Genomic DNA, 13,567 nt, shown 5'->3' with positions numbered 1-13,567 from the left:
GGTCGAAAGAGTTCCGTCGATAAACTTGCGGCAACACAGGAGGACGCGTGGGGCAAAACGGGCCGCAGGTCGGAACTCCGGCGAGCATGCGGGCGCTGAACCAGCGTCTCGTGCTCGACCGGTTGCGTATCCAGGGCGAGGCGACGCGACCGCAGATCGCGGGCGACACGGGGTTGTCGAAACCCACGGTGGGACAGGCGCTCCTCGATCTCGAGCAGCACGGACTGGTCCGGACCACCGGCCGCAGCCTGGCGGGTCCGGGCCGCGCGGCGGTGGTGTACCAGGCGGCGCCGGACGCGGGGCACGTCGTCGGCGTCGACATCGGACGGCGCGCGATCCGGATCGCGGTGGCGGACCTGGAGGGCAGCATCGTCGCGCGGCTCGACGAGCCCAACCGGTGCCGCTCCGCGAGCGCGTTGGTGCGCACGGTCAGCGAATCCGTCGAACGCGCGGTGGCGTCAGCCGGGCTGGCGCCGCACGACGTCGTCGCCACGGTGGTCGCCACGCCGGGCGTCCCCGACCCGGCCACCGGGACGGTCCACCGCGCGCCGAACCTGCCGGGCTGGGAGCGGCGCGGGGTGCTGCACGAGCTCGTCGCGGCGCTGGCGGGCGCGGGGTCGGACGTCGTGGTGGAGAACGACGCGAACCTGTGCGCGGTGGGCGAGCACGCGCTCGGGGCGGCGCTGGGCGTGGACGTGCTGGTGTGCCTGACGGTCGGGACGGGCATCGGGATGGGCGTGCTCGTGGAGGGCCGCCTGTTCCGCGGCGCCCACGGCGCGGCGGGCGAGATCGCGGACCTGCCGTTCGGCCCGTTGCCGTCGGCCGCGGGGCCGCGCCGACCGGGGCCGATGGAGACGGCGGCGGCGGGGCAGGCCGTGGTGGACGCGGCGCGGTCGGCGGGGTTGACGGTGCGGTCGGCGAAGGACGTCTTCCGGTTGGCTCGGAGCGGGGACGCGCGGGCCTCGCGCGTGGTCGCCGAGGAGGCGGAGAAGCTGGCTTACGTGGTCGCGGCGGTCACCGCGGTCCTGGACCCGGGGTTGATCGTGCTGGGCGGCGGGATCGGCGGGAACGCGGACCTGCTGGCCACCCCGATGCGGCGGGCGCTCGCCGCGACGGTGCCGGTGGTGCCGGAGATCGTGGCGGGGCAACTGGGTTCGGACGCGGTGTTGGCGGGCGCGATCGCGACGGCGTTGGGGACGGCCCGGGAGCTGGTGTTCGACCGGCGGGGCCTCCAGCGGGCGGCCGGAGTGGGTTAGCGAGAACGGCCGGCTCACGCCCGCCCGCCGCGAGGCGCGATGAACTGTCCAGTGAGTTCGCCCCTGCAGGCCGCGCAGGCCGGCTCCCACCCGCGCCACCGGGCGCGGTGGACTACCCAGTGAGTCAGTCCGAAGGTCCCTGCAGGGTGAGCACCACCCGCAGCACGTGCTCGACCGCCGTCGGGAACGGGGCTCCTCGCAACTCCCCCCGCTCCGCCAGGTTCTCCGCCGCGAACTCCAGCACCCGCTCCGGCCCGCCCCGCCGCACGACCAGCGCCGCCAGGTCCTCGAGGTCCAGGTCCGGGTGGTCCAAGCGCGTCAAAGCGAACTCGACCATCAGCTCTTCCGCTGTCACGGCCACCTCCGTCCTCCATCGTAATCGCCGCCGGCTAACACTTGATCGACCAGACTTCGAGCCCCGATGTGGTGACGTCACGAAGCAAGCCCACCACCCTCAGCAGACGAACATTACGCCATTCGGCGGATAATCCGGGCGATCGTGTACGGACCGCGAATACCCGGTAACCCGGACGAGCCGGTCAGTCATGATGCATAACCCCACCCGGCGGCGGACGGAGGCGACCCATGGCGATGCACCGGCACCGCACCCGGCCCGTCGTCCGGCGGCCGCGGCACGCCCTCCCCGCCCGGTGGTGGCCGCCCATGCTGCTCGCCGCCTCCGTCGCCGCCGTCATCCCCGGTGACACCGTCGGCGGGCTGCTCGCCGGGACCGGCGTGCTCGTCGCCTTGACCGCGCTCGCCGCCGCGCGGCGGGTCCTGGGGCACGCCGCCGTGCGCGTCGACCTCATCCTCGCCGAAGAACTGAGCGAAGACCCGCGCGGCAACTGAGCCACCCGAGCCGGTGATCGACTTCACCGCCTTACTGTACCGTCCAGACGGTATAGTATCCGGCATGACCACCACCATGCCGACCTCGGAACACCACGTCCTCAGCCCCCGCCGCCGGTGGGCCGCGCTGGGCGTACTGGTCGGCGCGGTCCTCCTCCTCGCCGTCGACGGCACGGTCCTCTACCTCGCCGTCCCGTCGCTCACCCGCGAACTCGCGCCGAGCGCCGTCGAGATCCTCTGGATCGGCGACGTCTACTCGCTCGCGCTCGCCGGCCTGCTCGTCACGGCCGGCAACCTGGCCGACCGCTTCGGCCGCAAGAAAGTGCTGCTCCTCGGCACCGCGGCGTTCGGGCTGGCCTCCGCGCTGGCGGCCTTCTCCCCCACCGCCGGCGTGCTCGTCATCGCGCGGCTGCTGCTCGGCGTCGCGGGCGCGACGATCATGCCGTCGACGCTGTCGCTCATCCGCACCCTGTTCACCGACCCGCGCGAGCGCACCCGCGCCGTCGCGATCTGGTCGGCCGGGTCCGGCGGCGGCATCGCGCTGGGCCCGCTCGTCGGCGGGTCGCTGCTCGAGCACTTCTGGTGGGGCTCGGTGTTCCTGATCAACGTGCCGATCGTCATCGCCTTCCTGATCGCCGGCGCGTTCCTGCTGCCGGAGTCGCGCGACCCGAACCCCGGCCGCTTCGACGTGCTCTCGGCCGCCCTGTCGATGGCCGCGATCGTCCCGCTGGTCTACGCGGTCAAGCACGCCGTCAGCGCGGGGGTCGACGCACAGGTCGCCGTCGCGGCGGTCGTCGGGATCGGCGCCGGGGTCCTGTTCGTGCGCCGGCAAAAGCGCGCGGCCGACCCGCTGATCGACGTCACCCTGTTCCGCAACGGGGCCTTCAGCGGCGCGGTTCTCGCCAGCTTCATCGCGGTCTTCGCGTTGATGGGCTTGCTGTTCTTCTTCTCCCAGTACCTGCAGCTCGTCCGCGGCTTCTCGCCGTTGCAAGCCGGCTTCGCGGAGATGCCGGCGACGCTCGCGTCGATCGTCGTCGTGGCCGCGGTCGGCGTGGTCGTCGGCCGGCTCGGGCGGGGACGCGCCGTCGCCGCGGCCCTGGCCGTCGCCGCGCTGGGCCTGGCGCTCGTCGCCGTCGCCGAACGGATGCCGCAGTACTGGTGGCTCGGCCTGACGCTCGTCCCGGTCGGGCTCGGGGTCGGGCTCGCGCTGACGCTCACCGTCGACTCGGTGCTCTCGGCGGTGCCGCGGGACAAGGCCGGGTCGGCGTCGGCGATCTCCGAGACCGCGTACGAACTCGGTGCGGCACTGGGCATCGCGATCCTGGGGTCGCTCGTCACCGTGGTCTACCGCGCTTTCCTGCCCATCGGCCCGATCCCGGCCGAGGTCCGCGATTCCCTCGCGGCCGCGGCGAACACGCTCGATCCGTCGTCGGAGCTGGCGCACGCCGCGCGCGAGGCGTTCACCGGTGCCATGCAGGTGACTTCGCTCGCGGCCGCCGCGGTCACCGCCGTCGCCGCGGTGATCGCCTGGCGTACCATTCCGTCCGGAAAGGACTGAGCATGCCTCGCAAAGCCGGGCGCGGCCCGGAAGAAACGCGCCGGGCGCTGCTGGACGCGGCCGGGACGGTCATCCGCACGCGCGGGATCGCCGCGTCGCTCGACGAGATCGCGAGGGCGGCCGGGGTGTCGAAAGGCGGGCTGCTTTACCACTTCCCCGCCAAGGACGCGCTCGTCCGCACCCTGGCGCAGGACCTGCTGGACAGCTTCCGCGCCGAGGTCGACGCGGCGCTGGACCCGGCCGACACCGCGCCGGGCCGGCTGACCCGCGCGTACGTCCGGGCGTCGCTGGACACGTCGTACGACGAGGTCGCGATCCGCGAGAACATCGCCTTGATCGCCCAGCTGATCTCGATCCCGGAGATCGCCGAGCTGGCGCGCGCGGACGCCGAGCGCTGGGACCGCGACCTGCGCGCCGACGGCCTCCCGGGCCCGGTGGTCACCCTGGTGATCGCGGCGGCGGACGGCGCGAGCACGGCCCCCCTGTGGGGCGCGGGCATCGACGTCACCGCCGCGCGCGAGCTCGAACAGCAGCTGCTGGATCTGACCAGACCGGTCAAGTGACTCGGTCGAGGTCGATCATGAAGGACGTGATCCAAGCCTCGCTGTCGTGTGCTCGCAGCCGTTCCCTCATCGCCTTCATGCGCCGCGCCTGCTCGGCCGGTCCCATCGCAATCGCGCGTAGGATCGCGTCCTTCAGCTCGTCGGTGTCGTTCGGGTTGACCAGGATGGCCTCACCCAGCTCCGTGGCCGCCCCGGCGAACTCGCTCAGGACGAGCACACCTCGGTCGTCGACTCGGCTCGCGACGTACTCCTTCGCCACCAGGTTCATGCCGTCGCGGAACGGCGTCGCGACCATCACGTCGGCGGCGCGGTAGAGCGACACCAGCTCGTGGAAGTCGAGGGCGCTGTTCGTGTACCGGACCGCCGGGCTTCCCATCCGGCCGTAGCTGCCGTTCAAATGGCCGGCGAGCCGGTCGACGCGTTCGCGGAGGCTCGCGTACCGGGCGACCCGTTCCCTGCTCAGGGGCGCGACCTGGATGAAGGCCGGTGGGTTCGCCGTGGATCGCAGGTCGTTGAGAATCGCCCCGTAGGCCAGGAGACGCTGCTCGATGCCCTTCGTGTAGTCAAGCCGGTCGATCCCGGCGACAAGAACCTCGGGGTTGCCGAGTTCAGCCCGGATCTGCTGTGCTCGTCGCCTGATCCGGGACTGGCCGACGAGCCGCTCGATCGCCGCCACGTCGATAGAGACGGGATAGGCACCGACGACGACGTTACGTCCCCCCGACTCGACGGCGCCGTCGGATGTCGGCAGGCCGAGAACATCCCGACAGAGCTGCAGGAAGTTTCCGGCGCTCCGCGGGAGTTGGAAGCCGACGACATCGGCGCCGAGCAATCCGCGCAGCACTTCGTCACGCCCGGGCAGCTGAGCGAACAGTTCAGCCGGTGGCAGCGGAATGTGCAGGAAGAACCCGATCCGCAGGTCAGGTCGTCGCTCTCGCACCAGCGCGGGTACCAGCTGGAGCTGGTAGTCGTGAATCCAGACCACGGCCCGGGGTGCAGCGACGCGAACCACTGCGTCGGCGTAACGCTCGTTGACCACGCGGTAGGCATCCCGCCAGTCCCGGCGAAATTCGGGACGTTCGATCGCGTCGTGGTAAAGCGGCCACAAGGTCGAGTTGCACTGCCCTTCGGAGTGCCATTCGACCTCCCGCTCGGTCAAGGCCACCGACATGAGCGGCGGTCCACTCGTCTCGTCGAGACCATCCGTAGCTGTCTCATCCCGCGACCACCCCACCCACACGCCGCGACGCCGGATGACGAGGTCGCGAAACACCTGGTCCAAGCCGGCGCTGTGGGCGCTCCTCGTCCCGGCAGGCCCGCCATCATTGTGCGCGTGCACCGGTACCCGGTTCGTCACCAGGACGAAATTGAAAGGTGTCACGGGGTCCTTCGCCACGACCGGGACCGCCTCGAACTGCGGGGCATCCCCACCCGCCGAACCCATTGCCGGACCCTGTCCGGCAATGGGTTCGGGACCAGGCGAGGCGAGTTCCGCGAGTCGCGCAGCGCGCCACAGGACGCGAAACGTCTCGGGATTGCCTCCGAGCTGGTCGACGATGAGCTCCAGATGCCCCCACTTTGGCACCTTCGGACCGCGGAACACATTGTGGACGGTCGTGTAGCTCACGACACCACGACCGATCCCCGTGGCGATCTGCCGGACCCCCGGCTCGCCGGCGTCGAGGTGCAGATCGTGCAGGCGATCGAACAGCTCGGTGATCGCCCCTGCCGGTGTCGGTTCACGCTTCAGCGCCACGACATCTCCTTGCGTCGGCGTTCAAGCCTGTCAGAAACGGTCAACTGATCACCAGCGCTTTCGCGGGAACGGAGTACAGAGCGCGTTCATCGCCGTCCACGTTCGTCGAACCTGGTGGAGTTCGGCCCGCTACTCGTGGAATACGGCTCCACGAGTATGACGATCGATCCGGCAATGACCTCGGTGAAGGGCAGGCTCCCGTGAAATTCCGATTCCACCAGATCCGGTTCGCGGCGCCCTCGGTGTTACCAGCCCGAGCTCGAGGTCCGCGGCGTCAGCGGCACGCGGATCCGCAGCACCGGTCGATCATCGTCATCGATGTGGCCGGCTTCGGACGGCGGACAGACCTCGCTCAGGTACACGTCCGCACGAGCCTGGACGAAGTCGTGCGCGCGGCCTGTCGCACGTCAGGCTTGCCCCTGTCCCGGCTGGTGTTCGAAGACCGCGGCGACGGCGTGATCGTGTTCGTTCCCGCAACCGTCTCCAAGGCAGTGCTGGTCCATCCGCTCATCCCCCAACTGAGCGCTCGTTTGCACGACCACAATTCACGGGTGGAAGCGGACCGACGCATCCGAGTCCGGATCGCAGTGCATGCGGGCGAGGTGGTCCGTGGCCCGCACGGTTGGCTCGGAGCCGACCTCAATCTGGCCTGTCGGCTGGTCGATTCCGCGCTTCTCCGCGACGAACTCATCCGCCGGCCGCGCGCGGTCCTGGTCGTCGCTCTTTCGGACGCGATCCATCGGGCGGTCGTGCGGCACTGGCACCGCGGGGTCGAAGCGAGCCAGTACACGGACGTCCGTTTGGCCGTCAAGGAAGTCGTGACGCGCGCTTGGATCCACACCCCGGTCCGCGAGGACCACCTCTCAATCACGGCACTTCGCGGTCGTCACTCCCGCTCGGGTACCGCGGTTGCGGCGGCTATCAGCTGATCGTGCGCCGCAACCAGACCGGCTACCCGCTTCGGAGGAGGCATGTCACGGTGATAGCTCACCCGCAGCAGCTGACTGGCCAAAGCGAGATGCCATTCCCAACGGTTTCGCCGAAAGGCCCCGTCGTCGCGCAGTTCAGGACAGATTTGGCGAAGCTGGACGGTGAGCCAGCCGAGGCCGCCCAGGCACGCGGTCGTCGACAGATCCGAGGAAACAGCCCGCAGATCGCCGGACAGTACGCCGACGGCGGCCGCGAGCTTCCGCCACACCGGAATTCCTTCGAAGAAAGCGGATTCGGGCCCTGCGTCGATCCCGTACATCAAGAGGTCGATCGCGAGCCGAGCCGGATCGACCGCCCAGTGCATTTTGCCGAATTCGCTGAAGTCGATCAGCGCAGGCGACGGGTGGCGCCCCGGGTAGACCAGGACGTTACCGCCATGGAGGTCGCCGTGGCCCATGCATACACGGCTTCGCTGGGGCAAGTTCCGTTCCTGTGTGCTGGGCAGCCGTCGTTCGGTGACGAACGCTCCGACGTTGGCGAGGACGGTGGACGCATCCTTGAGCCGGCCGCCTCTGGGATGAGTCAGCAGGGGCGCGAGCTCCTCGAGCGCACGCAGCACGAGGCACTGCTTGTAATACGGGAGGGTGAACAGCGAAGGTGCGCTGCCGTCGCGGTCCTCCCCTGTCGTTTCGTACAACCCGCCCAGACAGTCGGAGAACAGCAGGTCGAAGAGATCCCGGACGAGTTCCGGCGCCGGTCCGGTACCGAGCCACCGGTGCAGCGGCACCGCGTCCCGGTCGAGGTGCGCGCCCGTCGCGCACCAGCCGTTCACCGGGCCCACCGGCCGTTCCGGCTGGATGGGGACGACGAACCGCTGCGGCAGCAGCTGGCGCGCGTGCAGTGCTCCGCGGGTCTCGCGGACGAGGTTCTCGGCGGCCCGGCTGACTTTGAGCACGTGGTGCACGGTCGGCCCTCGCCGTACCCGCGCGGTCGTGCTGCACACGCTCGCGCCGGACGCACCGGGCACGAGGCACTTGACCTCGACGGTGTCAGCGACGTCGTCGGTGGCCTCCAGTACGAGCCGGTGCAACTGGGTCAGTGTCGCCTCCTTGACGTCGAACAGGAGGGCCTGGACAGCCGGATCGGTGCGGTCGGCACGCACCTGAACCTCGATGACGCTGCCGTTGCCGAGCAGGTGGTTGCGGATCGCTGCGGCCACCGCCGCCGGGCTGGTGCTCGTCGTCTCGGTGCTGAACTCCCCTCGGCGCAGGACCTTGTGCGCTCCCAGCTCCTCGGCTTTGGAAAACAGATCCCGCCGGTTCCGGTCGCCGGCGCTGATGACGAAGACGTAGGCGCGCGGAGCGACCTCGAGAGCACGCGCGACCAGCTCCAGTCCCCTCGGCTCGTCGTCGTCGAAGTCCTCCCGGTCGAAGAGCAGATCGATCACGCACAGGTCGAACGGCGGCTCTTCGGCGAGCAGCCGGTACGCTTCGTTCGGATCCCCGACCATGGTCCAGGCGACCGACCAGCCCTTGGCTTTGAGCTGCTGGTTCAGCCGGAGGCTGACCGAGTTCCGGTTCTTCTCGATGTCGTCGACCATCAGGCCACGGATGACGTGTTCCATTCAGGCTCCCTGCCAGACGGACAAGCCGATTTGCGTCGCGAACGCCCACTCGCCCTCGAGCGGCGTCCCGGTGATCGAACCGCCGAACGGGCGGAGCTTGTCGTTGAGCGTTCGAAGGCCGTGCCCGGGATGGGTACTCGTGCGGGTGGCCGTGTTCCGGACAACCAGCAGCAGCCGTTTCTCTTCAAGCAGGCTGTATTCGACGCGCACCACCGGAGCCGCGGTCTTCCTCCCGTGTTGCCGGATGTTCGCGATGGTGTGCGTCACGACCTCTTCGAGCAGCGGCGCCGGGCAGAAGACCTCCGTCCGGTCCCCGATTTCCCGGTCGAGCGTGGAGAATTCCATTCCCGCCGTCTGCACGACTCGGTCGACGCGCGGGCCGGGGGTGACCGGCGCGGATTCCACGAGCTCCACGAACACCGCGGTGCGGCCGGTGTCGAGGTGGGTCGCCGTGAACATCCGGTGCCACCAGCGGAGCCGGGCCAGCAGTTCGCGGTGTCCCCGGAGCCAGGCCGGGTCATCGGGGGTCCACGGGCGGTCGATCATGTCCTCCAGCCGGTCGTGGACCTGCCGAAGTACGGGGAAGTCGGGATCGGCGATCGCGGCCAGCAATCGTCGCTGGTCGCGCCGCCCGACGCGATCGGACACGTAGTCACCGGCGATGGTGTCGGTCAGGACGGTCATATTCGCCAGGGCGCGCTGGCAGAGCTGCGTGCTGCACTGCTCCCAATCGGACAACGCCTCTCTGCCGCGCGAGGGCGGCGGCTGGGCGAAGACGAGGTCTTCCACGAAGTCCCGTACCCGGAGCAGTGCGGCCTCCATCCGGTGGTCCTGCACGTGCCTGCTGAGCTCTTCGTGCAGAAGCCACCAGCCGTGCTGGGGACTCCGCGGGCGGGGCCAGGCTTTCGCGTCGACCACGGCGAGCAGCTCCTTGACCACCCCGAACGACTTCCGGACCACCTCGGTGTCGCCCGGGCCGAGCAGGCCCTCGAGCCGGTCGCGGCACCGGATCAGGGCCGACCGCATGGCGGCGTGGTCGATCGGCATGTCCTCCAACGGCCGGCGGAGCAGGCGGTGGCACTCGAGGAAGAGCTGGTCGCTGAGCTCCCGCTCGTCGATGGCGACGGCACGGGCGAGAAGCCTCGGCAGGAACTCGACGAAGGTCTCCGGCTTGGCGGCTGCCATCACCATGACGGCCTGGGTCCGGAACCAGGCGTGGCCGGTCTGCGATCGCCGCAACGCGGTCTCGCAGATCGCCGCCAGCCGCGACCTCGCGGCGGCGAAACGCAAGGGTGGCAGCTTCAGCCAGTTCTGCTCGGCCGCGGCCAGCCGCAGGAGGCTGTCCCTGGTCCATTCGGTGCGGGGCTCGGCTTCGGGGCCGACGTCGTCGAGCCCCCCGATCCGGTCGAGCACCTCCTGCCGCGCGGAGGTGTCTTCGAGTGCCCGGAGCAACAGGCCCCGCCAGCGGAGGTAGTCGGCCATGTCTTCGGCCCGGATCGGTACCTTGAAGACGTCGACCGGCACCTCGCCGAAGATTTCGGTCCGCGTCCGAAGCCGGGTTCGTTCCCGGAGCCGTTTCGCATGGCGCCGCAGGGCTCGCGGAGCCGACTCCGCGTACTCCTCGTAGAGGTTCCGGGTTTCGCACAGGGAGCAGTCCGGAACCGCTGGCCTGCCGAGACTGCTCGTCGCCAGGAAGCGCACCTCGGCGGGCACCGCGGGCCCGGCCCGGCCGCTCCGCCGGGCCCGCAGCGCACTGAGGGCCCGCAGCACGTCCGACTCCTGGTCGGCCAGTTGGTCGAGCAGGACGAGCGCCAGGATCGCGGACGCTCCCGCTTCGGCCGCGAGACGCATCATCTGGTGGATCGACTTCGCGCTCAGCGCACCCCAGTCGACGACGACCACGGTGCCCAGCTCCGGTGGGGCGGGCAGGCTGGCCGGGAACGTCCACCGGTTCCCGGCGACCGCCCGCGGGATCGCCGACACGTCGGCGACCGTCACCCCGTCCTCGACGAGCACCCTCCGCACCAGCTGGGCGAGCTTGGCCGCGTAATCCATAGCGCCGTCCGGATGCCAGATCCGGCACCGGTTCAGCCGGTCGGCGGTCTGCGGGCCGTCGGCGTCCCACTGCCACCTCACGTCGTCCACGCTGCGGCGGATCGCGGCACGCACCTCGTCGCTCACCCCTTTGCCGAACAGGAGGTGGTCGAGCTGGGGATAGGCGCTGAAGTGACGAGCGCGCGGAACGCTCTCGACGTGCCCGAGCCGCAAGGAATCGTCGTCCTTCGCGCACCAGCCGAGCAAGGTTTCCTCCGTGATCGGGGTCCGCGCCGGCGTGAGCACCTCGTCGGGAGCCACCGGCCGCCGGTGGATCGGGTTGATGTCGACCGGTACGGCTCCGGGCTGCGGTGGTACCGCGATGTCCACGGTCACCAGGGAGAGCACCACGATGTCGCGGTTGAACATCCGGATAGGGCCGGAATGCGTCCGCGCGTCAACCACGCTGACCACCGCGACGGGAACGGCACTGGTGCCGACGAGCGCGGCCGCCGCGCGGCGAGCGGTGTTCTCCGTGGACAGCATGTCGGCGCAGATGACGACGTTCGCCCGCCGGGGCACCTGCTCACTGACGGGCATGCCATCCAGGTCCAGCTCACCGGGGAGGTCGTAGTACCGCCCATCGCGGTACAGGCATTCACTCAGCTGAGCCGCCAACGGCGCGGGTGTCGTCGAAGCACGGGCCACCACGAGGGAACCGTCGTGTCCCTGCCCCGCCAGCGACGCCTCTTCGACCGCTCGCGCCAGGAGGAAGGTCACGAGGTCCAGGCCGACCGTGCCGCTCACCAGGCAGTCGACGTCGATCCACCGGTTGGCCAGGCGGAGCATCGGCGTCCGGAACAGCCCGGACATCACACCGGGTCCGTTCCGGTCGATCGCTTCGGCGAGGGCGTCGCGCACGTACTCGCCGAGAGCGCGCACCGCGTCACCCGCCGACACATGCAGGATCACCTCCGACTCGGTGACGGTGACCAGGTGCGGGTGTCCGGCGAGAGTCGGCCACAGCTCGTCGGCCGCCCTGCCCACCTTCGCCCACAATCGGACCACGTCGTCCACCGGCAACGCGCCACCGGCCGCGGTCAGTCTCTCCAGCACGGCACGCAGGCACATCGAGCCGCCGCACCACAGGGGCGCGCCGGACGCCCCGAGCACCAGGATCGGGTTCGGTGTGCGGCTCCACTGCGTGAGCTCCCACTCCCGCTGCTCGTCGGCGTTCAGCCCGGCGACGAGGAGATCAAGGAGCCGCGGATCGGCGTTCGGGAAGACCAGGACGACCGTAGCTTGGTGCGGGGTCAGGCTGGCCACGTGCAGGGCACGCGACAACGCGGTCTGCACCGCCGCGTCGGAAAGCGCGTGGTCCTGCAGTCGGATCGCGATGGTCGCGACCACGCCCGCCGAGCGCCTCCCTTCCTGAGCCAGCAGCGCCGCCTCGTCCAGCCGCGCGCGATCGGAGTCCCCGATGCCGTGGACGGGGTCGAACTCGCAGGGAATGACTTCCCAGCGGGTGTCGGAGTGGGCGCTGGACCGCCACTCCCATTGCACCGACAACGCCCGCGTGAGGTAATCGCGGATGACCAGGGTGACCTCGACGACCGTGCCCGGCGCCCACGTCGGCTGCGGCTCGTCGAAGTCCCCGACCGAGTTGCCGGCGTAGACCTTCCCGATCGCCGCGTCGGCCGAGCGCGTCACGACACTGCCGTGGTAGCTGCCCACCAACCGGGCGACCCGCCAGAGCCCCACCGCGCCGCTCCGCTCGCCCGGGCCCTTCCCCGTGATGTTCCGCTCGAAGGCTTGCAGCACCAGGTCACGGGTCGGCACCGACCGCATCGCCGGATCCCGGTCGAGGGACAGCCGCCGGAGCAGGCCGATGCCCGAATCCGCAACGACGAGCTGCAGCACCTGGCCGCCGGTTCCACCGCTCTCCAGTGCATCGGCCAAGTCCCGCGCGAAGCGGGGAAGGGTGCGGCGGCGGCCGACGTAGAGGTCGTCGTCGACCAGCACCGCCGCGATCAGCGCGTGCGTATTTGGCGAGCCGGCCGCGGCGTGCCGGCCGACGTTCTCGACGAGACCCGAAACGACCGCGAGGGTGATCGCTCGCGCGTCCGACCGGGAGAGTCCCATGTCCTTGAACCGTCTCTGCGTCTCCGGGAAGACGTCCGCGGGCACGGCGCCGTGGGTGTCGACAGGCACCCAACGGAACGGGAGGATCCTCCGCCTGCGAAGCAGTTTCGCTTCGTCGATGGCTGTCGTCACCGCGCCCGGCATCGCCTCCGGCCCCGGTTGGCTGAGCCGGGGTGCCGCGGTTTCGTCGACTCGCACGGCCCCCTCCACCCAGTGGGGCGCGCGCAGGGCTTCGAGGAACCCGACGTCCCGCATGAACGCCCTCGCGTCCTCTCGGGCCCTGGCCTGCCGAGCGACACGCCGCTCGATCGGCTCGAACGCGGCATCTGCGTCGGCCGACTCGCCGGGTTCCCCGGCCTCGGCGACCGGCAGGTGCCCGGTGGGCAGCACCACGGAAGCTCGGACGCCGTCGCGAGCGGCGGCGTCCAGGAGGACCAACGCGCGCGCCAGCGTCTCGAAGTGGACGAACTCCACCGACGCGAAGTCGAGCCGGAACCCCTCCTCGGCGACCTCCGGGCGCCAGCCCTCAGCACCGGTGAAGGGACTGCCGTCACCGCTCAGAGTGTTTTCCCAGGCCTCGACGGTGAGGAGACCGGGCAACCGGTAGACGATCATTTCCGGAGCCCTCCGCCGCACCATTCGACAGGTGACGAACAATCATCGGATGACCACACAGAGCCCCATTCGATCACCAAATCGACGCTCCACTTCCACCGTGTGCACAATTGTCCAAAGCCTGTCCTTGACCACGGACCCGCCGTGCGCTTCCGTGGAGAACACCGGATTTCGGAGGCGCGCCCATGCCACAACCCGATCGCGACACCGAATCGCGGTCGCGGCTTCCTCCCTCCAGTC

The 13,567-nt window shown here is 70.2% G+C and carries 9 protein-coding genes; 5 read left to right on the top strand and 4 right to left on the bottom strand.

Annotated elements, in window-relative coordinates:
* Nucleotides 1–86 precede the first annotated feature (86 nt).
* Nucleotides 87–1,256: an ROK family protein gene (locus ACZ7OH_RS39460; protein ID WP_470285600.1), complete on the top strand. Its 1,170-nt coding sequence runs from the start codon at nt 87–89 to the stop codon at nt 1,254–1,256.
* A 124-nt stretch (nt 1,257–1,380) separates the two neighbouring features.
* Here ACZ7OH_RS39460 and ACZ7OH_RS39455 read toward each other — a convergent pair whose 3' ends face one another.
* Nucleotides 1,381–1,611 carry a hypothetical protein gene (locus ACZ7OH_RS39455; RefSeq protein WP_470285599.1) on the bottom strand — a complete coding sequence of 77 codons (231 nt, stop codon included), beginning with the start codon at nt 1,609–1,611 and terminating at the stop codon, nt 1,381–1,383.
* Between the two features lie 230 nt (nt 1,612–1,841).
* On the opposite strand from ACZ7OH_RS39455, the gene ACZ7OH_RS39450 reads away from it, so the two are divergent.
* The 3 genes from ACZ7OH_RS39450 to ACZ7OH_RS39440 all read left to right on the top strand — a co-directional run bounded on the left by ACZ7OH_RS39450 (nt 1,842) and on the right by ACZ7OH_RS39440 (nt 4,226).
* Complete coding sequence (locus ACZ7OH_RS39450) at nt 1,842–2,105, top strand: hypothetical protein (RefSeq protein WP_470285573.1); 264 nt, start codon at nt 1,842–1,844, stop codon at nt 2,103–2,105.
* Between the two features lie 64 nt (nt 2,106–2,169).
* Nucleotides 2,170–3,663 (top strand): MFS transporter, encoded by a 1,494-nt coding sequence (locus tag ACZ7OH_RS39445; protein ID WP_470285572.1) that lies wholly within the window; start codon nt 2,170–2,172, stop codon nt 3,661–3,663.
* Between the two features lie 2 nt (nt 3,664–3,665).
* Nucleotides 3,666–4,226, top strand: a complete 561-nt coding sequence (locus ACZ7OH_RS39440; RefSeq protein WP_470285571.1) for a TetR/AcrR family transcriptional regulator — start codon at nt 3,666–3,668, stop codon at nt 4,224–4,226.
* Here the strand turns inward: ACZ7OH_RS39440 and ACZ7OH_RS39435 are convergent.
* Complete coding sequence (locus ACZ7OH_RS39435; protein ID WP_470285570.1) at nt 4,219–5,982, bottom strand: alpha,alpha-trehalose-phosphate synthase (UDP-forming); 1,764 nt, start codon at nt 5,980–5,982, stop codon at nt 4,219–4,221. The two genes, ACZ7OH_RS39440 and ACZ7OH_RS39435, sit on opposite strands and share 8 nt — an antisense overlap.
* A gap of 200 nt (nt 5,983–6,182) precedes the next feature.
* Between ACZ7OH_RS39435 and ACZ7OH_RS39430 the strand changes: the two genes are divergently transcribed.
* Nucleotides 6,183–6,911, top strand: coding sequence for a nucleotidyl cyclase domain-containing protein (locus ACZ7OH_RS39430; protein WP_470285569.1), 729 nt, complete (start codon nt 6,183–6,185; stop codon nt 6,909–6,911).
* Here ACZ7OH_RS39430 and ACZ7OH_RS39425 read toward each other — a convergent pair.
* Together ACZ7OH_RS39425 and ACZ7OH_RS39420 are read right to left on the bottom strand one after the other, a co-directional pair.
* Complete coding sequence (locus ACZ7OH_RS39425) at nt 6,869–8,536, bottom strand: phosphotransferase (RefSeq protein WP_470285568.1); 1,668 nt, start codon at nt 8,534–8,536, stop codon at nt 6,869–6,871. The genes ACZ7OH_RS39430 and ACZ7OH_RS39425 overlap by 43 nt on opposite strands.
* A complete protein-coding gene (locus ACZ7OH_RS39420; protein WP_470285567.1) occupies nt 8,537–13,327 on the bottom strand; it encodes a hypothetical protein in 4,791 nt (1,596 codons plus the stop codon). It lies immediately after the preceding gene.
* Between the last annotated feature and the right edge of the window lie 240 nt (nt 13,328–13,567).

This window comes from Amycolatopsis sp. NPDC114478 (genome assembly GCF_055633805.1).
Note: the sequence above shows the minus strand (reverse complement) of the source record. Positions and strands in the feature narration are given on the sequence as shown.

Coding starts and splice junctions, on each gene's coding strand:
- ACZ7OH_RS39460 (WP_470285600.1), top strand. CDS start 87: ATGCGGGCGCTGAACCAGCGTCTCGTGCTCGACCGGTTGCGTATCCAG.
- ACZ7OH_RS39450 (WP_470285573.1), top strand. CDS start 1,842: ATGGCGATGCACCGGCACCGCACCCGGCCCGTCGTCCGGCGGCCGCGG.
- ACZ7OH_RS39445 (WP_470285572.1), top strand. CDS start 2,170: ATGACCACCACCATGCCGACCTCGGAACACCACGTCCTCAGCCCCCGC.
- ACZ7OH_RS39440 (WP_470285571.1), top strand. CDS start 3,666: ATGCCTCGCAAAGCCGGGCGCGGCCCGGAAGAAACGCGCCGGGCGCTG.
- ACZ7OH_RS39425 (WP_470285568.1), bottom strand. CDS start 8,536: ATGGAACACGTCATCCGTGGCCTGATGGTCGACGACATCGAGAAGAAC.
- ACZ7OH_RS39420 (WP_470285567.1), bottom strand. CDS start 13,327: ATGATCGTCTACCGGTTGCCCGGTCTCCTCACCGTCGAGGCCTGGGAA.